18 protein-coding genes are annotated in these 21,863 nt (G+C 71.6%); 9 read left to right on the top strand and 9 right to left on the bottom strand.

The window, feature by feature from the left end; all coding sequences use genetic code 11:
* Positions 1 to 178 precede the first annotated feature (178 nt).
* Positions 179 to 2,338, top strand: a complete 2,160-nt coding sequence (locus H4687_RS23770; RefSeq protein ID WP_050398413.1) for a VWA domain-containing protein — start codon at positions 179 to 181, stop codon at positions 2,336 to 2,338.
* Between the two features lie 128 nt (positions 2,339 to 2,466).
* Positions 2,467 to 4,200 (top strand): methionine--tRNA ligase, encoded by a 1,734-nt coding sequence (metG, locus tag H4687_RS23765; protein ID WP_046917161.1) that lies wholly within the window; start codon positions 2,467 to 2,469, stop codon positions 4,198 to 4,200.
* 50 nt (positions 4,201 to 4,250) lie between these two features.
* Here the strand turns inward: metG and H4687_RS23760 are convergent, their stop codons facing one another.
* The 3 genes from H4687_RS23760 to H4687_RS23750 all read right to left on the bottom strand — a co-directional run bounded on the left by H4687_RS23760 (position 4,251) and on the right by H4687_RS23750 (position 7,518).
* The gene (locus tag H4687_RS23760) at positions 4,251 to 4,667 is read right to left on the bottom strand and encodes a universal stress protein (RefSeq protein ID WP_046917162.1); all 417 of its coding nucleotides are present in this window, start codon (positions 4,665 to 4,667) and stop codon (positions 4,251 to 4,253) included.
* Positions 4,667 to 6,202 (bottom strand): APC family permease, encoded by a 1,536-nt coding sequence (locus H4687_RS23755; protein ID WP_078907224.1) that lies wholly within the window; start codon positions 6,200 to 6,202, stop codon positions 4,667 to 4,669. Before H4687_RS23755 ends, H4687_RS23760 begins: the two co-directional genes overlap by 1 nt.
* Positions 6,203 to 6,270: 68 nt before the next feature.
* Positions 6,271 to 7,518, bottom strand: coding sequence for a saccharopine dehydrogenase family protein (locus H4687_RS23750; RefSeq protein WP_046917163.1), 1,248 nt, complete (start codon positions 7,516 to 7,518; stop codon positions 6,271 to 6,273).
* Between the two features lie 187 nt (positions 7,519 to 7,705).
* On the opposite strand from H4687_RS23750, the gene H4687_RS23745 reads away from it, so the two are divergent.
* Positions 7,706 to 8,071 carry a PH domain-containing protein gene (locus tag H4687_RS23745; protein ID WP_046917164.1) on the top strand — a complete coding sequence of 122 codons (366 nt, stop codon included), beginning with the start codon at positions 7,706 to 7,708 and terminating at the stop codon, positions 8,069 to 8,071.
* A 159-nt stretch (positions 8,072 to 8,230) separates the two neighbouring features.
* Here the strand turns inward: H4687_RS23745 and H4687_RS23740 are convergent, their stop codons facing one another.
* Positions 8,231 to 9,598 (bottom strand): pectate lyase family protein, encoded by a 1,368-nt coding sequence (locus H4687_RS23740; RefSeq protein ID WP_046917165.1) that lies wholly within the window; start codon positions 9,596 to 9,598, stop codon positions 8,231 to 8,233.
* A 200-nt stretch (positions 9,599 to 9,798) separates the two neighbouring features.
* On the bottom strand, positions 9,799 to 10,152 hold the full coding sequence (locus tag H4687_RS23735; RefSeq protein WP_046917166.1) for a cupin domain-containing protein: 354 nt from the start codon (positions 10,150 to 10,152) through the stop codon (positions 9,799 to 9,801).
* 520 nt (positions 10,153 to 10,672) lie between these two features.
* On the opposite strand from H4687_RS23735, the gene H4687_RS23730 reads away from it, so the two are divergent.
* From H4687_RS23730 to H4687_RS23710, 5 genes are all read left to right on the top strand, one after another.
* Positions 10,673 to 11,512: a CAP domain-containing protein gene (locus H4687_RS23730; RefSeq protein WP_050398412.1), complete on the top strand. Its 840-nt coding sequence runs from the start codon at positions 10,673 to 10,675 to the stop codon at positions 11,510 to 11,512.
* Positions 11,513 to 11,607: 95 nt separating this feature from the next.
* Complete coding sequence (locus H4687_RS23725) at positions 11,608 to 12,072, top strand: hypothetical protein (protein ID WP_192781710.1); 465 nt, start codon at positions 11,608 to 11,610, stop codon at positions 12,070 to 12,072.
* 442 nt (positions 12,073 to 12,514) lie between these two features.
* Positions 12,515 to 13,153: a pathogenesis-related family 1 protein gene (locus H4687_RS23720; protein WP_225966792.1), complete on the top strand. Its 639-nt coding sequence runs from the start codon at positions 12,515 to 12,517 to the stop codon at positions 13,151 to 13,153.
* Positions 13,154 to 13,240: 87 nt separating this feature from the next.
* A complete protein-coding gene (locus tag H4687_RS23715) occupies positions 13,241 to 13,948 on the top strand; it encodes a hypothetical protein (RefSeq protein ID WP_046919452.1) in 708 nt (235 codons plus the stop codon).
* Positions 13,945 to 14,133, top strand: a complete 189-nt coding sequence (locus H4687_RS23710) for a hypothetical protein (protein ID WP_046919451.1) — start codon at positions 13,945 to 13,947, stop codon at positions 14,131 to 14,133. Before H4687_RS23715 ends, H4687_RS23710 begins: the two co-directional genes overlap by 4 nt.
* Positions 14,134 to 14,150: 17 nt before the next feature.
* Here the strand turns inward: H4687_RS23710 and H4687_RS23705 are convergent, their stop codons facing one another.
* From H4687_RS23705 to aspS, 4 genes are all read right to left on the bottom strand, one after another.
* Positions 14,151 to 14,783 (bottom strand): GOLPH3/VPS74 family protein, encoded by a 633-nt coding sequence (locus tag H4687_RS23705; RefSeq protein WP_046919450.1) that lies wholly within the window; start codon positions 14,781 to 14,783, stop codon positions 14,151 to 14,153.
* A gap of 2 nt (positions 14,784 to 14,785) precedes the next feature.
* Complete coding sequence (locus H4687_RS23700; RefSeq protein ID WP_225966791.1) at positions 14,786 to 15,325, bottom strand: hypothetical protein; 540 nt, start codon at positions 15,323 to 15,325, stop codon at positions 14,786 to 14,788.
* A 256-nt stretch (positions 15,326 to 15,581) separates the two neighbouring features.
* Positions 15,582 to 16,592 (bottom strand): intradiol ring-cleavage dioxygenase, encoded by a 1,011-nt coding sequence (locus H4687_RS23695; RefSeq protein ID WP_046919448.1) that lies wholly within the window; start codon positions 16,590 to 16,592, stop codon positions 15,582 to 15,584.
* A gap of 382 nt (positions 16,593 to 16,974) precedes the next feature.
* Positions 16,975 to 18,738, bottom strand: a complete 1,764-nt coding sequence (gene aspS / locus H4687_RS23690) for an aspartate--tRNA ligase (protein ID WP_046919447.1) — start codon at positions 18,736 to 18,738, stop codon at positions 16,975 to 16,977.
* Between the two features lie 360 nt (positions 18,739 to 19,098).
* Here aspS and H4687_RS23685 point away from each other — a divergent pair, with 360 nt between their 5' ends.
* Positions 19,099 to 21,765 carry a SpoIIE family protein phosphatase gene (locus H4687_RS23685; protein ID WP_225966790.1) on the top strand — a complete coding sequence of 889 codons (2,667 nt, stop codon included), beginning with the start codon at positions 19,099 to 19,101 and terminating at the stop codon, positions 21,763 to 21,765.
* The last annotated feature ends 98 nt before the right edge of the window (positions 21,766 to 21,863 follow it).

Below are 21,863 nucleotides of genomic sequence, written 5' to 3'. Positions count from 1 at the left end.
GGACGCGAGATGAACAAGGGGTGAACCTGCGGCGGTCCAGGCGGTGTTGACAGCGCGGGGTGGCGGGGATAGTGAAAGCCCCCCGCCCCACCCCAAGATCGCCACGCCCGGCCGCTAACCTTACGTGTCCGTCCTGGCCAGGGATTGACGGCTTCAACTCACCCGAAGGGTTGCGCACATGGGCATTCTCTCTCTTCTGCGGAATGCGTTCAGTCGCTCACGCAAGGGGCGCGACACGGATTCTTCGCAGGAGGCGGAGCGGGTTTCCTCGCCGGAGTCGACCGACGGCTCCGCGCCGGCCGAGCCGAGGGTTCCGGCCCAGGCTGCCGAGCCCGAGCCCGCGGCGCCTACGCCGCCCACCTCCGTCGCCGACGACCTCGTCTCCGCGGCCTTCGACAACGTCACGGTGCCGAAGCCGCGGGGCGGCGAGAGCGAGGCCGAGGAGACCCCCGCGTCGACCACGGAGGCCGAGGCGAAGGACGCGCCCACGGAGACCGAGGCGAAGACTCCGGCCGCGGACACGGTGGCGGCTCCCGAGGCGAAGACCCCGGAAGCCGAGCCGACGCCGGCCGCCGAGGCCGAGGCGGAGGCGGCGCCGGCCGCCGAGGCCGAGCCCGAGATGACGGCTGCCGCCGAGCCCGAGCCGACTGCCCTGCCCGTCGAGCCGGAAGCGGCCGCTGAGCCGGAGGTGAAGGCTGCCGCCGAGGTGGAGGCCGCGCCGGAGCCGGTGGCCGAGGCCGAGCCTGTGGCTGCGGTAGAGGCCGCGGCGGACGAGGTGGAGGCCGTGGCTGCGTCCGAGGCCCCGGCCGCCGACGCGGAGGCTGCGGTCGTGGCTGAGGCCGAGACCGAGACCGGGTCGGCGGGCCAGCCGGACGCGGTGACCGAGGCCGAGCCCGAGTCGGCGGCTCAGGCCGAGCCGGCCGCCGAGGTGGAAGCCGAGGCCGTTGCCGAGGCCGAGCCCGAGTCCGAGTCGGCAGCCGCGCCGGAGGCAGTCGCCGAAGCCGAGCCCGAGCCGACGGCTGAGGTCGTTGCCGAGGCCGAGCCCGCCGCCGAGACGGCAGCCGAGGCCCCTGCCGACTCCGAGACCGAGCCGGAGGCGGGGGCCGAGGCCGCCGCCCCGCAGCCGATCGCCGAAGCCGAGCCGGTCGTCGCGGAACCCGTGGCCGAGCCCGCCGACGCACCCGTGGCCGAGGCGGCGCCCGAGGCCGAGTCCGAGCCCGTCATCGAAGCCGAGACCGAGCCGCAGGCAGAAGCCTCGGCCAAGCCCGAAGCCGCCACCGAGCCTGAGGCCACGCCCGAGGCCGAGGCCGAGGCCACCGTCGAGGCCGCACCCGAGCCGGAACCCGCGAAGGAAGACGAGGCCTCCCCGGAGTCGGTCGCCGCCGCCGAGCCCGAAGCCGCGCCGGAACCGGAAGCCGCACCCGAGCCCGAAACCGCGCCGGAGCCGGTTGCCGCCTCCGTGCCCGAGCCCGCCTCGGAGCCCGAAGCCGCGCCCGCCCCGGAAGCCGAAACCGAGGCCGCACCCCAGCCCGAACCCGCCCCCGAACCCGCCCCCGAGCCCGCGGTCGCCGACGGCGAGGTCGCCCCGCAGGTGGCACCCGCGGCCGACGACGAAAGCGGCACGGGTGGTGCGGGTGGGAGAACGGGCTCGGCCGATGGCGAAGCCGAGGCCGGGTCGGCGGCCACCCCGGGCGGAGCCGCCCCCGTGCCGGCCGGCCTGCGCACCGCCTACGACGCCGCCGGGACCGTACTCGCCAAGCAGGACCTCAAGGACGCCCGCGCCAAGGTGTACCTCGTGCTGGACAGGTCCGCCTCGATGCGCGGCTACTACAAGGACGGCTCCGCCCAGGCCCTCGGCGAGCAGACCCTCGCCCTCGCCGCCCACCTCGACCCCGAGAAGACCGCCGTCCCGGTCGTCTTCTTCTCCACCGAGCTGGACGGCACCGGCGAGCTGACCCTCGACGCGTACGAGAACAAGGTCGACGACCTGCACGCCGGCCTCGGCCGCATGGGCCGTACCAGCTACCACGTGGCCGTCGAGGAAGTCCTCGCCCAGCACCGGAAGGCGGCCCCCGGCACCCCCGCCCTCGTCGTCTTCCAGACCGACGGCGCCCCGGACGCCAAGACCCCGGCGAACCAGGCGCTCGCGGACGCGGCCGGGAACCACCCCGCCGTCCACTTCGCGTTCGTCGCGTTCGGCGACCCGGAGAACAAGGCCTTCGACTACCTCCGCAAGCTGAAGACGTCCACCACGTCCCACTTCCTGGCAGGCGAGACCCCGCGCGAACTCACGGACGCCGAGGTCTACGAGGGCATCCTGGCCGCCTGGCGCCCGTAGCCCGGCCCCCGTCCCACCGTGCCGCCCGCTTCTCATCCCCTAAAACGGGAGGCGGGCGGCACACCCGTGTCGGCTACGATTTCAAGGTTCGCGAAGCAGTCAGAGAACCGACCTGGGAGCAGCCCCCGATGGCTCGACACCTCATCACCAGCGCCCTTCCGTACATCAACGGGATCAAGCACCTGGGCAACATGGTGGGGTCCATGCTCCCGGCGGACGTGTACGCCCGCTACCTCCGCCAGCGCGGCCACGACGTGCTCTACATCTGCGCGACGGACGAGCACGGCACCCCGGCCGAGCTGGCCGCGAAGGAGCGGGGCCTGCCGGTCGACGAGTTCTGCACGCAGGCGCACGACGCGCAGAAGGCCGTCTACGACGGCTTCGCGCTCGCGTTCGACTACTTCGGCCGGAGCTCCTCCCCGCAGAACGTCGAGATCACCCAGCACTTCGCCCGCCGCCTGAAGGAGAACGGGTTCATCGAGGAGCGGGCCATCCGCCAGGTGTACTCGCCCGCCGACGGCCGCTTCCTCCCGGACCGCTACGTCGAGGGCACCTGCCCGCACTGCGGCTACGACAAGGCCCGCGGCGACCAGTGCGAGAACTGCACCCGCGTGCTGGACCCGACCGATCTGATCGACCCGCGCAGCGCCATCTCCGGCTCCACCGACCTGGAGGTCCGCGAGACCAAGCACCTCTTCCTCCTGCAGTCCAAGCTGCAGCACGAGGTCGAGGCCTGGGTGGCGGCCCACGAGGAGGAGTGGCCGCACCTGTCGTCCTCCATCGCCCGCAAGTGGCTGAACGAGGGCCTGCACGACCGCGCCATCACCCGTGACCTGGACTGGGGCGTCCCGGTCCCGGCCGACACCTGGCCGGAGCTGGCGGCGGAGGGCAAGGTCTTCTACGTCTGGTTCGACGCCCCGATCGAGTACATCGGCGCGACGAAGGAGTGGTCGGACGCCGCCCCGGACGGCGAGAACCGCGACTGGAAGTCCTGGTGGTACGAGGCCGACGCCGACGACCACCCCGTGCGCTACACGCAGTTCATGGCGAAGGACAACGTCCCCTTCCACACGGTGATGTTCCCGGCCACCGAGCTGGGCATCCGCGAGCCGTGGAAGAAGGTCGACTACGTCAAGTCCTTCAACTGGCTGACGTACTACGGCGGCAAGTTCTCCACCTCGCAGAAGCGCGGCGTCTTCACCGACCAGGCCCTGGAGATCCTCCCGGCGGACTACTGGCGCTACTTCCTCATCGCCAACGCCCCCGAGTCGGACGACTCCTCCTTCACCTGGGAGCACTTCACCGCCACGGTCAACAAGGACCTCGCCGACACCCTCGGCAACTTCGTCAACCGCGTCCTGTCCTTCTCCAGGAAGCGCTTCGGCGACGAGGTCCCGGCGGGCGCGGCGGCCGGAGAGGCGGAGACCCGCCTCGGCGAGGAGATCGCCCGTCTGCTCGCCGAGTACGAGGCGCAGATGGAGGCCCTGCAGTTCCGCAAGGCGGCGGCGGCGCTGCGCGCCCTGTGGTCGGCGGGCAACTCCTACCTGGAGGAGAAGGCCCCCTGGCTGGAGATCAAGACCGACCAGGAGGCCGCGGCCCTCACCCTGCGTACCGCGATGAACCTGATCCACCTCTACTCGGTGGTCTCCGAGCCCTTCATCCCGGCGTCCTCGGCCGTCATGCGCGCCGCCTTCGCCCTGAAGGACGACTCGGCCGTCTGGGTGACGGCGGAGGAGGCCAGGTCCCTCGACTTCGTCCCGGCCGGTACGCCCTTCACCGTCCCCCCGGTGCTCTTCGCGAAGCTGACGGAGGACGACCTGGAGGCGTACAAGGAGCGCTTCGGCGGCGCGCCCGAGCAGTAGGGGAGCCGATCGCCCGCCCGTCCCGCGCGCGCCGCGCCGGCCTCACCACGTCATTCCTCGGTGGGCACGCACAGGACGGGGAAGCGCGACAGATGCAGCAGCTTGTGCGGGGTCGAGCCCAGCAGGGCCCCGCGCATCGGACTCTCGCCCCAGGTGCCGACCACGATCAGCCGTGCCCAATGGCGCGTGGCGGCGTCGATCAGCGCGAGCGCCGGTTTCTGGTCGATGATCTCGACGGTGGTCGGGACGCCGGCCTCGTCCGCCGCCGTGACGGCGTGGGCGAGCGCGACGCGTCCGGCCTGGTGCAGGGCCTCGCGGTGGGTCCGGTACTCGTCGCCCTTGCCGCCGGGGGCGGCCGCGCCGTACACCAGCACGAGGGGCTCGCCGTAGCGGCCGGACACCTCGATGGCGACCCGCAGCGCGCGTACGGCGCCCGGCGACTCGTCGTATCCGAGAACGATCGCCATCAGGACTCCCCGCCCTTTCCGTGGACGAGGTCGGGGTCGGCCACGCCCGGACGCTCCGACCAGAAGACGGGCGTCACCAGCCGCAGCACCACCATGAGCACCACACCCGTGAGCGCGATGCCGATGCCGATGACGAGCGGCGGACCGAGGCCGAACCACGAGACCCCGCTGTAGGAGTTCTCGGGGTCGGACATGTCGGCGACCGATTCGACCAGCAGCCAGGCGAGCAGCCCGGCGCCGGCCAGCGGGCCGAGGCCGATGAGCAGGAAGTGGCGGACGCTCTCGGTCAGATGGCGGCGGTAGTAGATGGCGCAGGCGACGCCGGTGAGCGCGTAGTAGAAGGCGATCAGCAGCGACAGCGCGGTGAGCGAGTCGAACAGCGCGTTCTCGCTGATCTCGTTGACGACGACGTACCAGGCGATGGCGATGGCGGCGACCCACCAGGTGCTCACGTCGGGCGTGCGGAAGCGCGGGGCGATGTGCCCGAAGTGTGCGGGGAGCGCGTGCCGGCGGGCCATGGACAGGGCCGTGCGGGACGCCGGGATGATCGTCGTCTGCGTCGACGCCAGCGCGGACGTCGAGACGGCGAGCAGCACGACCCAGTCCCAGCCGCCCATCACCTCCCCGGCGAGCAGCGCGAAGATGTACTCCTCGTCGTCGGCGTTCTCGGTCAGGTAGGCGGTTCCGGCGTAGGCGACGACCGCGTAGCCGACCGACACGTACGTCACCAGCAGGATGACCGTCGACCAGATACCCGCCCTGCCGGGCGCGGTGGCGGAGTCCTCCACCTCCTCGGTGAGGTTGACCGCCGACTCCCAGCCCCAGTAGATGAACACGCCGAGCAGCAGGGCGCCGGTGAGGGCCGCGCCGCCGGGCCCGAAGGGGTCGAGCCAGGTGATCGACGGGTCGACGGAGTCGAGGGTGCCGGTGTCGGCGTAGACGCGGTAGAGCGCCACCACCGCGAAGGCGAGCAGGCAGACGACCTGGGCGAGGATGAGGACGTTCTGCACCTTGGCCGAGACCTCGGTGCCGATGACGCACACGGCCGTCATCACGAGGATGAGCAGCACCGTGAGCAACTGGCGTACGACGTCGTCGTCGACCCAGCTGTCGAGGCCGAAGGCGAGCAGGGCGAAGCTCACGGCGACGTCCGCCAGTGAACCGACGACCAGGACCCCGGTCATCGTGATGGCCCAGCCGCCGAGCCAGCCGGCCCACGGCCCCATCGCCCGGGTGACCCACGAGAAGGTGGTGCCGCAGTCCTGGTCGACCTTGTTGAGGTAGTAGAACGCGGACGCGATCAGCAGCATCGGCACGAACGAGGCGACCATGACGCCGGGGGCGTAGACGCCCACCAGCGCGACGACCGGGCCGATGACCGCCGCCAGCGAGTACGCCGGGGAGGTGGAGTTGAGCCCGATGACGAGCGCGTCGACGAACCCGATCGCGTCGGGCTTCAGCCCGCCCGGCGCTCCGCCCGGCGGTCCGTCGGGCGGGCGGGCGGAGTCAGCGGGGTCGGCGGTGTCGTCGGTCATCCTCGGTCCCTCGCTCCGGCTGCTTGTGGGGGTGATCCAGACAACAGGGAGATAAGGGACTTTCTACGCTATGTACGCACGCTCGGAGTGTCCTCGCGCATGCCCCACGGCGAGCCGTACTCCGTCAGCAGGTCGAGGAACGGCCGGGGAGGCAGCGCTTCGGGGCCGAGGACGCCGCTGCCACGCCAGACTCCGGAGGCGAGGAGTTCGAGGGCGACGACGGGGTTGACCGCGGTCTGCCAGACCACGGCCTGGGAGCCGTACTCCCGCATCGACCACTGGTTGTCGACCACGTGGTAGAGGTACACCTCGCGGGGCCGCCCGTCCTTGGTGCCCTTGACCCAGGTGCCCGCGCACGTCTTCCCGCGCATACGGTCGCCGAGTCCGGCGGGGTCGGGCAGACAGGCGGCGACGACGTCCCGCGGGGAGACCGCGGCCCTGCCGTCCTTCGTCCCGACGGTGACCGGGTCGGTCCGGTCGAGCCCCAGCTTGTGCAGGGTCTTGAGCACGCCGATGAACTCGTCGCCCAGGCCGTACTTGAAGGTGACCCGCTCGGCCTTCAGCCACCGGGGGACCAGCAGCACCTCCTCGTGCTCGACGTTGACGCACTCCACCGGCCCGATGCCCTCGGGGAAGTCGAACACCTCCGGCTCACTGAAGGGCGGTGTGGTGAACCAGCCGCGCCCCTCCTCGTAGACGACCGGCGGGTTCAGGCACTCCTCGATGGTCGTCCAGATGCTGAAGGAGGGCGCGAAGTCGTAGCCGTCGACGACCAGATCGGCGCCGTCCCGGATGCCGATCTCCTCGATCCCGCCCTCGTCGAACAGTTCGTCGGCGGCGTAGCGGGCGAACACGTCCGACAGGCCGGGCTCCACCCCCATGCCGACCAGCGCGAGCCGGCCCGCCGCCTCCCACTCGGCGGCCCGCTCGAACTGCGCGTCGCCCAGCTTCACGCCGCACTCCTCGTAGGGGCGGCTCGGATGCGGCCGGGACAGGGACATCGCCATGTCGAGGTAGTGCGCGCCGTGCGCGAGCGCCGCGTCGAACAGCGGCAGGACGAACCGCGGATCGGTGGCGTTCAGCAGGACATCGCAGCGGTGTTCGGCCAGCACCTCCCGCACGGCCCCGGCGTCCGACGCGTCCAGCCGCACCGCCGTGAACCGGCCCCCATCGCTCTCCCCCGCGGCCGCGACGGCCGACTCCGCCCGCGCGGGGTCGTGGTCGGCGACCACCATGCGCTCGAAGAACCCCCGCCGGGCCGCGATCCTGACGACCGCCCCGCCCACGCCACCCGCCCCGACCATGAGAACTCGCACAGCGCAGCACCCCTCGTCCTGTCCGCCCTGCCGTCGACGGGAGACACGGCCCGCCCGTTCGGTGGGCCAGGACGATATCAGCCCAATTCGCCCACCAGAAGTGCGCTTCCACGGGCTGAGGTGCCTGAATTCGCGCGGTGTATCCGAAAAGGCAACCCTGTACGTCCGGGTGCGCGTCCTTCAGGGCATGGCACTGTTCGGAAACGCGCACACCGTGGACACCGGCAAGGCCCAGCAGGACTACGCGCGGCTGCTGGGGCGTGGGGAGCAGGTGCAGGCCGCGTTCCTGCTGATCCGCGACACCATGCTGTTCACCGACCGTCGGCTGATCCTGATCGACAAACAGGGGATCACCGGCAAGAAGGTGGAGTACCACTCCGTCCCGTACCGCAGCATCACGCACTTCGCGGTCGAGACGGCCGGGCACTTCGACCTCGACGCCGAGCTGAAGATCTGGCTGTCCGGCACCCATGAACCGATCGAGAAGACGTTCACCAAAGGGGTGGACATCTACGAGGTCCAGGCGATCCTCACCCAGTTCGTGGCCCGGTAGCCGCCACCGGCGGGACGGCCGCCGCGCGCGTCGGGGCCCGGGAGGCGTGCTCGCTCCCCCGGGCCCCTCTGCGCGTGTCCCGGGCCCCTTCCTGATCGGGCCCGGGACACCTTCCTGGCCTCGGGTGGCGCCCCCAGCCAGGAGTCTTTCGGGTCCGGACTAGGACAGGACGCCGGCGCCCGTGGCCGACGTGCCCGTACCCGTCAGGTCGGTCAGCAGGTTCGTCACGGAGGTCTGGAGGCCGGCGGTCAGGGCCGGGGTCCAGTTGACCGTGGTCTTGAGCTTCTTCGACGAGTTCGCGGTGTTGTACGCGGCGACGAGGTCGGTGGCCTTGCCGTTGACGATGTTGCCGGTGCCGGCGAGCGAACCCGTGCCGTCGCCGCTCAGCAGCTTGGCGACCTTCGCGTCGGCCGGGATCTTCCAGACGTTGCGCTCGGCGACGACCTGGGCCTTGGCGCGGGAGTCGATGCTGTACTTGGGGGCGTAGCCGTTGACCGTGGCGGTGTCGTACACGTTGTTGTAGAGGTGGATCTGGCCGATGCGAGCCAGGGGCGCCCGCTGCACGATCCCCTTCCACAGGTTGTGGTGGATCGTCACGCGCAGCTTGCCGGTGGAGTCGGTGTCACTGCTGCCGATCAGCATCGTCTTGTCGTGGTTGAGGAACCGGTTGCGCTCGACGGTCACCAGGTCCGAGCCGTTGGTGATGTCCAACGCCCCGTCGTGGACCTGGTACTTGCGGCCGTAGTACGTCGCCTCCGTCTTGTCGAAGGTCGGCGCGTCGGTGAACGTGTTGTGGTCCGCCCACACGTTGGTCGCGCCGCGCAGCGTGACCGCGTCGTAGTTGGAGTTCCACTCGCCCGACGAGCCGTCGGTCGGGTCCCACTGCGGGAAGCAGTCCTGGGTGTCCGCGAAGGTGAGGTTGCGGATGATGACGTTCTTGACGTTCTGGACCGTCAGGCTGCCACCGAGGATGCCCGCCTTGGTGCCGGGGACGCCCACGAGGGTGGTGTTGGCGGGCACCTTGAAGACGATGTTCTTCTTCTGCTTGGTCTCGGCCGCCTCACGCGCGGACTCCTGCGTGCCCTTCGGGGCCTTCTTGCCGTACGTCGAGGGGTCGAAGGCCTTCAGGTAGGCGGAGAGCGAGTAACCGGTGCCGGAGGCGTAGTCCGCGCAGGTCAGCTTCTTGCCGGAGTCGTTGGTGTTGGCGTCGATCGTGCCCTTGATCTTGATGATCCGGGGCGTGGTGTCGGTGGCGGAGCCCAGCGCCTTCACGAGCTGCGCCCGCGTCGACACCGTGAAGGTGTGCGCCGCGTCGGCCTTCGCACCACCGGTCGTACCGGAACCGGACGCCGCCCAGCCGTCCTTGGCGGGCAGCACCTGGTGGGAGAGGTCCACGGGGTTGGCGCTGGCGTTCATCACGAGGACGCCGGCGCCGACCGCGGCGGCCACGGCGGCGGCGGAGACCACGAGGGCCCGGCGCGTGCGGAGGGACCGGCGGTGGGACGGGCGCGGGGAGGCAGAGGCCACGGATGAGTCCTTACGTAACGTACGTGGTTCGGGGGAACACGTGGTGCGTGTGGAGCCCCTGTGGAGGGGGTTCCGACTCATGTGTGGTCGCGGCGCCGGGATAGGTTGCCGCCGAACTGAACTTTCTCCGCTGTCACTTGGGGACGGTCACCGCGGTGTCGCCGGGTGCCGGTCGCTGATCGCCAGGTGTCGCCCGCCGGTCACCTGATGTGGTCCAGCACCTCCTGGAACTCCTTCGTCGGGGAGAACTCCATGAGTTCGACGTCCTCCAGCGCCTCCGGGGAGTGGCCGGGGCCCCAGTAGTAAGCCTGTCCCGCTTCGTAGTACTCCTCGCCCTCCTTGGTGCGCATCCGCAGCCGGCCGCCGACGACGAAGCCCCAGTGGGGGCACTGGCACAGGTCGTCGGGGAGGCCCTTGAGGGCCGGGGCCATGTCGGTGCCCCGGGGGAGCTTGAGGAAGGCGACGCTCATGCCGCCGCCCAGTTCCTGGATGCGTACCTCCAGGCCGTCGCCCTCGATCTCGACGGGGGCTTCCGTGCGCGTGACTGCCGTCATGGTTCCTCCACGGCCGATCCACCGCGGGGCCTCGGGAACCTCCGTACGAGGATCCGCTCTCTGAGGAGCCCCGCCACTTCCAGTCTGCGGCCGCCCTTCACTCACCTCCCATCGGGGGTGACATGCGTCACGGCCGAATTGCGCCCCGATGCTGTCGATCGCCCGCTTTCCCGGGGCGACAACAGCGCACTTCCTCGCATCTATCGGCCATTTCGGCCACGAGGTGGCTAATCGAACCCACCGCCGGGATCCGTGCCGACAGCTCCGGCCGTCGAGGCCGACCAGCCTTGTGCCTGGTCCCGGGCGGGTGGTGACGTCCGGACGGGGGCGCCGAAAGCCGGATCCGCACGCCCTCACGCGCCTGCGAAGCGTCACAGGAACGTCACCTGCAGTAGCACACACGTTCGTTGCCTGGCGTGTTCGAGGGTCCCCATAATGACCGGGCTCGCCAGGGCCACGGCACGGCCGCCGAGGTCGCGACACCGTCGGACCGCAGTCGGACCAGTCAGTGAGGCCACGCATGAGCAGTCACCGCCGGAAGAGGAAAGCCTCGAAGGCGGGGCGCCCGGGAGCGGGACGCCGCAAGGCGGTCGTCGCCGCGGCCGTCGTGGTGGCCGTGGGAGCCGTGGGCACCGCCGCCGTCCTCCAGGCGGGCGGTGACGGACCGGGCGGCTGGCGCGATGTGGCCTCCTCCTGGTGGGGCGGGCAGGAGTCCGGCCCCGCGCCCGACGCCACACCGTCGAGTACACCCTCGGAACGTGAGCGCACCGCCGTCGCGGACGCCCCGGCGACCGCCACCCCGTCCCGCACGCCGAGCAAACGCCGTGCCAGCCCCACCCCGAGCGCGTCCCCCTCGAAGAAGAAGACCACCCCGCCCGCCGAGAAGCCCGCGGACACCGTCGACAAGCGGGCCGAGCCCGCGAAGACCCCGAACCCCGCGAAGGCCGAGAGCACTCCCGCCCCCGCCGCGACCAGCGCCAACTCCGGTCCCACGGACCGCGTCCTGGAACTGGTCAACGCCGAGCGGGCGAAGGCGGGTTGCTCACCGGTGACCGTGGACGCCAAACTCACCAAGGCCGCGCAGAACCACAGCCAGGACATGGCCGACCACACGAACATGTCCCACACCGGCTCCGACGGCTCCTCCATGACCGACCGCCTCGCCCGCGTCGGGTACGCGTACAGATCGGCGGGCGAGAACGTCGCCGCCGGGTACGGCACCGCCGACAGCGTCATGGACGGCTGGATGAACAGCCCCGGCCACAAGGCCAACATCCTCAACTGCGGCTTCAAGGAGATAGGCATCGGCCTGGCGGGCCCGGGCAACTACTGGACCCAGGACTTCGGCACGCCCGCGTAACCGCCCAGTGGGCGGCAGGCCCCTTCGACTGCGGCGCCCAGGGCTGGATCACTCAGCGCACCCACCCCATGGTCGTCGGACCGGACAACCTCCCGGTGATCACCGACGCGAGGACCGCGGCGAACAACCTCGCCATGGCCGCCTTCTCCGCCTTGACTCACGCCAAAAACACTCAGATCAACGACATACTGGACGCGATGGGCCGCGCCCTCCAGGCAACGGACGGGAAGGCAGCCGACTACTTCCTCGAGTTCCTGGAGATCAACCTGCAGGGCACTCCCGCCGGAGACACATGGAGGGGCATCATGAGCTTCGTCAGCTACTTCCCCGGCCGCGGGACAGTTCGCGAGACGGCCTACCTCGAAGGCAAGGCCGAGGGCGCGGCCAAGGGTGTGCTGCGTGTTCTGGAGGTGCGAGGCATCGCCGTCTCCGACGACGTCCGTGAACGCATCACCACCTGCGCCGACCTCACCCTAATCAGCGCCTGGCTCGACCGCCCGGGGACGGTCGAGCGCGCGGAGGACCTGTTCACCGACCATACGGCGGAGGCCTCGGGCTGACGCTGAGCCCGCCCCCTCCTGGCCCCGGCCCCCGCCGCCCCCACCAGGCCCCCCGAAACCACCCTCCGGCGCCTCGCCCGCCGTGATCGTCGTGAGCCGCCGCTCCCGGCGCCCGGACCGCCCGCACCCCTCGGGGTCGCGGGCGGTCCGCGTGTGCGGGATCCCGCTCCCGGTCCGCGCCCCCTGCGCACCCCGGCGCGAGCGCGCAGCGCCGAGCGACCGTACCGTCGGATGCGGGGCCCGCCGGACGCGCGCCCCCAAACCCGTGCCGCCCCGGTTTCCCCCGATGGGGTGGCAGAGCGCTCCTTGGGCCGTCGCGCGCTCCGGCGCCTGCCGTACAAGTGTCGGCGGCAGCAAGGAAGTTGACGGGAAGAGGGGGACGGGGCCAGTGGTGGGACGAGGTCCGATGGCGGGACAAGGTCCAGTGGCGGGACGGAACAGGATGCGGGCGACGGCGGCCGTGGCGGCGGCCCTGCTGGCACTCGCGCCGGGCGTGGCCGAGGCGGTGGGCCCCCGGCCCCCGGCCGTGGACACGGTCACGGCGACGGCGACGGCGACGGCGACGGCGGGGACGACGGCGACGGCGGGGACGACGACGGCCGGGACGGAGACGGGGACGACGACCGGGGCGACCACCGCCGGGTCGGTGGCCTCGGCGGCCCGGCCACCGGAGATCGGCGGCTTCCTGACGATCGTCAACAAGGCGCGAGCCGACGTCGGCGTTCCCCCGCTCGTCTGGGACGAGTCCCTCGCCGGGCACGCCCGGCACTGGGCGCGGGTGCGGGTCGCCGACTGCGAGCTGGTCCACTCGAACAGCCGGTACGGCGAGAACCTGGCCAAAGGGTCGAACCCCCGGTACTCCCTGGCCGACGCGGCCCGCCTCTGGCTCGACGAGAAGGACGACTACGACCGCCCCTCCAACGCCTGCGTGAACGACCGGGAATGCCTGCACTACACCCAGCTGGTCTGGCGCACCTCGACACGGGTCGGCGCGGCCGGGGCCAGATGCCGGAACGGCTGGACGTATGTGGTGGCGCACTTCGATCCGCCCGGCAACCGGCTGGGCCGACGGCCGTACTGACCGGGGAAAGTCCGGCGGGGGCCGTGATAATCCCTCCATGGCCCCACGCCCGTCGCTCCCCCGCCCCGCCGCCTTCGAGGCGCACCCGTGACCGACCTCCCCGACCAGCTCCGCCGCCTCCTGGACGACGTGCTGGAGACCGGTGTCCCGTACGCCCTCGCCCTCACCGGCGATCACGCGGCGCAGGCACACGGACTGGTCGAGGCGCGGCCGCCCGGCCGGGACCTGGAGGTGGCGACGGAACACGCGGCCCCGATGGAGCAGATCGCCGCCGCGGTCCGGGTCGGCCTGGCGGAGCACGGCTGGCTGGTGCATGCGGTGGAGACCGCCCCGCTCTCCGCCCGTCTCCTCGTCACCGATCCCGTCACTGCCGAGGAACGCACCCTCGACCTGCTCAAGGAGACCCTCTGGCACCCGCCGGTCCGGACACCGTGGGGCCCGACACTCTCATTGGAGGACGTGGTCGGCACCAAGGTCCGGGCCGTGGCCGACCGGGGCACCGCCCGCGACCTGATCGCCGTGCACGCGGCCACCGCCCACTGGACCGTCGCCGAACTGGAGGAGCTGGCCCGCCGCCACACCTCCGCCACGTCCACCACCTTCGACCTCACCGACCTCCAGTCACGGCTGGAGGGCACCGAGTGGCTCGACGACCGGGAATTCACTCGCCACGGCCTGGACGCCGAGGCCATCCTTGGCCTGCGCCGCTGGGCCCAGGCCTGGGCCGACGACATCGCCGAACGCCTCCTGGAAGAGGAGGCCCTGGCATCCCCGCCGGAGGAGGACCCCGAGTGAGCAGACGCCGTTACGTCGCCCGAGGCGTCCCCGGCGGCTACCGCGTCTACGACAACCGCCGCCGGGGCTGGTGGGGCGACCTCTACGAACTCTGCCCCGACGACCTCCTGACCGAGCTGAACGCCGGGAAGGACCCGCGGCGGCTGAGCGCGCTGATGAAGCGGTACCGGGCCGAGCGGCGGTAGCCGCCCCCGCCCCGGTGTCACGTCACCGTCAGGATCACCACCGTCGTCACCATCGCCGCCGCCGCGAGCGCCGCCGCCGCGGCCGCCGCGGTCTCGGCCATGCGGCGCAGCGCGGGATCGGCCCAGTGCCGTCCGGCGATCTCGGCCATCCGCCGCCTCGCCGGGGACTTCTCGGTGCCGGCGTCCGGGAAGGCGAGGGTGTGCAGATCGCCGTGGTGGAGGAGGCTGATCAGGGCGGCGGTGCGGGGGTCCGGCTCGGCACCCTCCAGGACCACCCGGGCCAGTCGCCCGCGCAGCGCGGCCTCCACCGTGCCGTCGGCCTCCGGGTAACGGGTCGTCCGGAAGACGAGCAGGACACGGTGCTTCTCCTCCCGGATCAGGCCCTTGTCCAGCACGCCCCGCAGCGCGGTCTCGTACTCCCTCTCGCTGTGCTCGTGGATCCACTTCCCGATGTCCTCGGGGAACTCCGCGTCCGCCGCGTCGTGGGACAGGGTCCGCTCCAGCAGGGCGGCCGTCGCGATCGCGTAGGGCGTCCGCAGGGGGAGCCGGGCCTCACCGGAGGAGTCGTCGAGGGAGAGAAGGAGGATCTCCTCCCCGAGAGTCGCGGCGGTGGGGAGGGAGGCGGACGTGGACGCGGTCGACGTGGTCATGATCAGTACGACGCCGGGGGGAGACCGCCAGTTGCGAACAGGCGGCCGGAGGCCCCTGCCGCCGGGTCCACCCTGTCCCGCGAACCCCGCTGGGGCGGCCCGCTCCGGCCGGCCGGGTCGAGCGGCCTGCTGATCGCGCTGCGGACCGTCGACGGCTCCTCGGCCCGGCCGTCCACCCCCGGCACCGTGTCCATGCCCAGCGCGGCGCGGGCCGCCCCCACATGGCGCAGCCCCTCGACCGCCGTGCGCGTCACCCTCGCGTACTCGTCGGGCGTGCGGGCCCGGGTCAGCTGGGCGCGGGCGGTGCGCAGGCACTCGGTCGCCTCGGTCAGGGACTCCCCGGCGGCGCCGCCCGCCCCGGCCTGCGCGCGTACGTCGATACCGGCCAGGCCGCCGCCCAGCCGTACGACCCAGCGGTTGGCGTCCGCCTCCGCGTCCAGGTCGGACGACGGACCGGGGTCGTCCACGGACCGCCGCCGCGCGACGATCGCGACCACCGCCCCGACGATCAGCAACACCGCCACCAGCACTGCCAGCTTCATGGCCTCCTCCAGCTCCGACGTTTCGTCCCGTACGGCCACTTCGTCCCGTACGGCTGGTACGCCCCCGTACGCTTCGTACGGGTTCCCTCACCCTGTACGTCCCATGACACCCCTTCCCGCTGTGCTCATCCGTCGAGAAACCTGTGCGTCCCCTGATGAGTCCCCCGGCGGGTACCCGGCCCGGCACGAGCGCACGCCGAAGGCCCGGAACCCTGGGGAGGGGTTCCGGGCCTGCCGTACGCCGGTTCGGCCGGGGTCAGCCCGCCGAGGCGGACTCCGACGCGGTGGCCGAGGCACCCGGCTGGACGGAGTCGTCCGTGCCGGTGTGCGTGGCCTCCGGGTCGACGCCGACCGTGATGGAGCCGACGACACCGCGGGCGATGTCGTTCTTCTTCCTGTACTTCAGCTTGAGCAGACCACCCTGGACGCCGCTGCCGTCGTAGATCGTGTCGTCGTCGAGGGTCGTGCGCTCGGTCGTGGAGGTCGAGTACGGCTCGACCTCGGCGGAGTCGAGCACGGCCTCCTCGTCGAAGAAGAACTGACCGGTGTGGCAGGTGGTGCCGCCCTCGTAACCGGCATCCGTCCACTCGCCGTCGACGTGCACCTTCGTGTGGATGTGCACACAGCGGCCCCGGTACCAGCCCGGGAAGATCGTCTCGAAGGTGACGAGGCCCTGCCTGTCGGTCTTCCAGGTCCCGCGCAGATAGCGGGTGTCGCTGGTGGGTTCCTCGTGTCCGCCCCCGCCACCGCCACCACCGGCCGGCGGCTCACCGGTCGGCACGTCCGTGGGGGTGCCCGAGGGGGCGTCGGTGGGCGGGGTGCCGCCGCCCTCGGAGAAGCTCTCGTAGCCCGAGTAGAGACCGAGCGCGTCGCAGTGCCAGATGTCGACGGCCGCGTTGCGGAGCGGCTTGCAGGTCTCGGCGTCGATCACCTTGAGGCGGAGCGTGAAGGGGATGCCCTCCTTGTCCTCCGTGATGTCCTGGCGGAGCTTGTCCGCGTCGATGTAGTACGGGCCTTCGGTGGTCTCCGAGGTCAGCTTGTAGCAGTCCTCGCCGGCGCCGGCGCCGGCGCTCGTGGCGGCGAGGGGCTCACCGCTTCCGCTTCCCTTGCCGGCGTTCGTGCCCGCGCTCGCGGTGGCGACGACCGCCCCGCCCACACCCACGGCGGCCACGGCGCCCGCCCCCGCCACAACGACCTTGCGGCGCGTCAGATCCCGCTTGTGCCTCGGCCCGTGGGCCTTCTCGTCTCCGGTCTGGTTTCCCGTCATGGCCACGAAATTAGGGAGGCCGCCTGTCAATACCGTGAGAAAGGACTGTGCTGTGCCTCGCATTCCCGCGCGGATTCCCCCGCACAAGGAAAGGGGCCCGAAACAGCCCGCCTGTTTCCGGCTCCCTTTTTCGCCAGAGGCTTCGGTGAGGCTCGCGTTCGTCCCCGAGCGGCGCGCCCCCGAGCGGGCACTCCTCCGGACCGCCCCCGGGCGGCTGCCACCAGGAGCCGACGGACGACACCCGCCGTCTGCGCGGCACCTGACGCACGCCCGTGCGCCGAGAAAAACGGCTTCCTCTCCCCGCTCCGCACGAACGAAAGGGGCCCGAAATCGACGAACGATTCCAGGCCCCTTCACGGAAAGGCCGGAGAAAAGCCTTGCCTTACTTCGGCTGGGGCATGCGCACCGACAGGTGCAGCTCGCGCAGCCGCGCTTCCTCCAGCTCCGTCGGCGCGCCCATCATCAGGTCCTGGGCGTTGCCGTTGAGCGGGAAGGCGATGGTCTCGCGGATGTTGGGCTCGTCCGCGAGGAGCATGACGATGCGGTCGACGCCCGGCGCGATGCCGCCGTGCGGCGGCGCGCCGAAGCGGAACGCGCGCAGCATGCCCGCGAACTGCTCCTCGACGGTGTCACGGTCGTAGCCCGCGATCTCGAAGGCCTTGAGCATGATCTCGGGCTCGTGGTTCCGGATCGCGCCGGAGGACAGCTCGACGCCGTTGCAGACGATGTCGTACTGCCAGCCGAGGATGTCCAGCGGGTCCTGCGACTCCAGGGCCTCCAGGCCCCCCTGCGGCATGGAGAAGGGGTTGTGCGAGAAGTCGATCTTGCCGGTCTCCTCGTCCTTCTCGTACATCGGGAAGTCGACGATCCAGCAGAAGCGGAAGACGCCCTCCTCGAAGTGCCCGGCCCGCTTGGCGGCCTCAACCCGCACCGCGCCCATGATCTTCGAGACTTCCTCGAACTCGCCCGCGCCGAAGAACACGGCGTGACCGGCGGCCAGGGAGAGCCGCTTGGTCAGCTCGGCGACGTTGTCCTCGGTGAGGAACTTGGCGATCGGGCCGGACAGCGAACCGTCCTCGGCGACCCGCACCCAGGCCAGGCCCTTCGCGCCCTGCTCGATCGCGTACTCGCCGAGCTGGTCGAAGAACTTGCGCGGCTGGGCCGAGACGTCCGGCACCGCGAGCGCGCGCACGTGCTTGCCGGCGAACGCCTTGAACTCCGAGCCCTCGAAGACGTCGGTGATGTCCACCAGCTCCAGCTGGGCCCGCAGGTCCGGCTTGTCGGAGCCGTACTTCAGCATCGCCTCGCGGAAGGGGATGCGCGGGAAGGGCGAGGTGACGTGCCGGCCCTTGCCGAACTCCTCGAACAGCTCGGTCATGAGCTTCTCGATGGGCTGGAACACGTCCTCCTGCTCGACGAAGGACATCTCCACGTCGAGCTGGTAGAACTCGCCCGGCGAACGGTCCGCGCGCGCGTCCTCGTCACGGAAGCAGGGCGCGATCTGGAAGTACCGGTCGAAGCCCGAGATCATCAGCAGCTGCTTGAACTGCTGCGGGGCCTGGGGGAGCGCGTAGAACTTGCCCGGGTTGAGGCGCGACGGCACGACGAAGTCGCGGGCACCCTCGGGGGAGGTGGCGGACAGGATCGGGGTCGCCATCTCGTTGAAGCCGAGGGCCGTCATCTTGTGACGGATGGCGCTGATCACGGCCGTACGCAGCATGATGTTGCGGTGCATGCGCTCGCGGCGCAGGTCGAGGAAGCGGTACTCCAGACGCCGCTCCTCGTTGACCCCGTCCTCGGCGTTGATCGTGAAGGGGAGCGGGGCGGCCGCGCCGAGCAGCTCGACCTCGCCGACCTCGACCTCGATCTCACCGGTGGGCAGGTCCGGGTTGACGTTCTCGGTGCCTCGCGAGACGACCTTGCCGTCGACGCGGACGGTCGACTCCTTGGAGATCTTGTCCAGCGCCTCGTAGGCCGGGGTGCCCGGACGGGCCACCAGCTGCGTGATGCCGTAGTGATCGCGGAGATCGATGAAGAGGATGCCGCCCAGGTCGCGCCGATTGTGCAGCCAGCCGCTCAGCCGGACGTCGGTGCCGACGTCAGAGGCGCGGAGCTCGCCGCAGGTGTGGGACCTGTACCGATGCATCGTCGTTCATCCAGCCTTCGCTGATCGGGGATCTGGGCGGTGCCTCACGGCCGGTGTCTCACGGCCGATGTTTCACGTGAAACAAACCCAAGGGTACCGGGCACCCCGAGATCACCTCCCCACCATTTACGAGCGGCGGGCACCGTGGAGCAGGCTCCCCGCCTCCGCGACGACCACACCTCTGACCGGATACGCACGGTCATAGCCATGGGCAGGACCGTAAGCGGTTACTGTCGCTAGCGTCGATTGCCGTCACCTCCGTCGCCACCGGTCGTGGTCGCTTGCCGTGCCCCCGGTCCCGATCGGAGCCCGGCGCAGCGCCGGTGGCACGGTCCGATCAGCTGTTCTTAGAGTGGGTCAATGCGCACTGGTGAGCCCCCGCCCACTGTGGGGGACGTCCTGTCCGCCCTCGCGACGGGACTGTGGACCTGGGACAGCGCTGCCGAAACCGTCACGGTGGACGCCGAGGCCGCCCGTCTTCTGGGGCTGCCCGCGGAGCCGACGACCCTCACCCAGGCCGGGGCGCGAGCACGTCTGCACCCCGTCGACTGGAACGAGATCGTGTCGGTCGTGCAGCTCGCCGTCGCCGAGGACACCCTCGCCGAGGTGCGAATAAGGATCATGGACGAACGCGGCCGGGTGGTCCGCACGGTCCGCAGCCGTTCCAAGCCGACCTTCGACCCGGTGCGCAAGTCCTTCGAGCTGATCGGCACCCTCCAGGAGGTCACCGAGCCCTCGCCCGCGACCGCCGCCCGCGCCCCGTCCGTCACCGGTGACTGGCGGCGTTCACGTGAGGCGTTCCTGCTGGACGCGGGCCGTGCGCTGGCCGAGGCACGGTCCACGGAGGAGGTGCTGCGGGTCGCGGCGGGCCTGGCGATGCCGGGCTTCTCCCCGGACGGGCTCGCCGTGTTCGGGGTGGAGGCCGACCGCCTCACCGTCATCGGGCACCACGGGCACAGCCAGGGCGACGAGGGCCCCTTCACCCACATGCCGCTGGAGACGGACTACCCGGCGGCCGAGGTGGTCCGCACCGGCCGCGCCGTCTACCTCTCCTCCCCCGAGGACTACAAGGCGCGCTACCCCACGGCCTGGCCGCTCGCCGAACAGTTCGCCCGGCAGTCGTGGGCGTTCCTGCCGCTGACCGTCGCCGGGCGCACGATGGGCGCCTGGATGGCGGGCTTCACCCACCCCGTCACCTTCACCCCCGACGAGCGCTCGGTGCTGACCACCGTCGCCCGGATGCTCGCCCAGGCGCTCTCCCGCGCCGGCGCCGCCGAGACCGAACGCGAGCTGACCGACGGCCTCCAGCGCACGATGCTCCCCACACTGGGCCCGGAGATACCCGGGATGAGCGTCGCCGCGCGGTACGTCCCCACCGGCGGCGGACTCCAGGTCGGCGGCGACTGGTACGACATGATCGCCCTGCCGAACGGCCGCTTCGCCCTGGTCATCGGCGACGTCCAGGGCCACGACGTGCGCGCCGCCGGGCTCATGGGCCAGCTCCGCATCGCCCTGCGCGCCTACGCCTCCGAGGGGCACCCCCCGGACGCCGTCCTCTCCCGCGCCTCCCGCTTCCTGCACGGCGTCACCAACGACTCCGCCGCCCACTTCGCAGACCTGCGCTTCGCGACCTGTCTCTACGTCGAGGTCGACCCGGTCTCCGGCGTGCTCGACATCGCCCGCGCCGGGCACCCCGACCCGGTGGTCCGCATGGCCGACGGCACGGTCCTGGTCCGCCCGACCCCGGGCGGCCTCCCCCTGGGCATCGACCCCGACGCCGACTACCCGACGACCCGCCTCGTCCTCGAACCCGGCGAGACGATGCTCCTCTGCACCGACGGCCTCATCGAAACAGGCGGCCATGACCTCGACACGGGCTGGCGCCGCATCCGCACGATCCTGGAATCCTTCGACACGGTGTCCCCCGGGGACGAGGACGAGAGTGCGGGGGCTTCGGGGGAGGGGCGGCCGACGGCGCGGGAGTTAACCGTCGGTGGGTCGGAGGGTGCCGGTTCGAAGGCCGGCGCACCGACTGCCGGCAGGCCGAAGGCCGACCGGCTGGCGAGTCCCGGGACGGAGGCCGACACACCCGCCGTCGACGCCTCGAAGACCGCCGGGCTGGAAGGCTCCGGGTCAGACGCCGCCGCACTGACTGCCGACAGGTCGACGGCCGACCGGCCGGCCGTCGGCGGGCTGAACGTCAGCGGGCCGGAAGGTCCCGGCACGGAAACCGACGTGCTCACCGCCGACGGGCCGCTGGCCGAGGAACCGGCCGACGGCCGACCGAAGGCCGACCCACCGGCAGCCGACCGGCCTACCGTCGGCGAACCGGCGCTCCCCAGCTGGTCAAGCGCCACCGGCGGCTCGCGGCCGACGCCCACGCCCACCCGCCCCGACACGACAGCCCCCGCCGTCCCCCGTCCGCAGCCGGCCGGCCTGGCGCCGGGGCGGCTGGAGGCGCTGGCGGACGCGCTCGTGCAGGGGGTGCACGGCCCCTCCTCGCATCACACGCCCGGACCGCTCGCCGACCGCCGGGAGGACGACATAGCGATGCTGCTGCTGTGCCGGGAGAGCGAGGTACGCGACCGGAGCGACGGCACCGCCGTACGGCGCACCGCGCTCACCGTGGCCCAGGCGGAGCCCGAGCGGATCGCCGGCGCCCGCCAACAGGTGCGCGAACTGCTCCACGACTGGAACTGCCGCGACCAGGTCGACTCCGCGGTCCTCCTCGTCTCCGAGACGCTGACCAACGTCCTCGTCCACACGGACGCCGACGCGCTCCTCGTCGCCGAGATGACCGGCGACGGCGGCAAGCGCCGGATGCGTATCGAGGTCACCGACGCCAGCGACGACCTCCCCCACAAGCGCCACCCCGGCGAACTCGCCTCCTCCGGCCGCGGCCTCGTCCTCATGGACGTGCTCGCGGACGCGTGGGGCGTGGACCCCCGGGGCGACGGCAAGAGCATCTGGTTCGAGCTGAACGAAGCGGCACCACCGGACGGCTCGAACGGAGGGCCGGTCGACTAGCCACGGACGCGGCGAGAAGGCGAAGCCGTCCGCACGCCGCTTTCACGGCAGAATCGACGCCTCTGTCCCCTATCGGGTGAACATCCTTGCGGACACGA

It is taken from the genome of Streptomyces stelliscabiei (assembly GCF_014873495.1).
Classification (GTDB): Bacteria; Actinomycetota; Actinomycetes; order Streptomycetales; family Streptomycetaceae; genus Streptomyces; species Streptomyces bottropensis.
The sequence above is the reverse complement of the archived record's forward strand: the minus strand, read 5'-3'. Positions and strand labels throughout refer to the sequence as shown.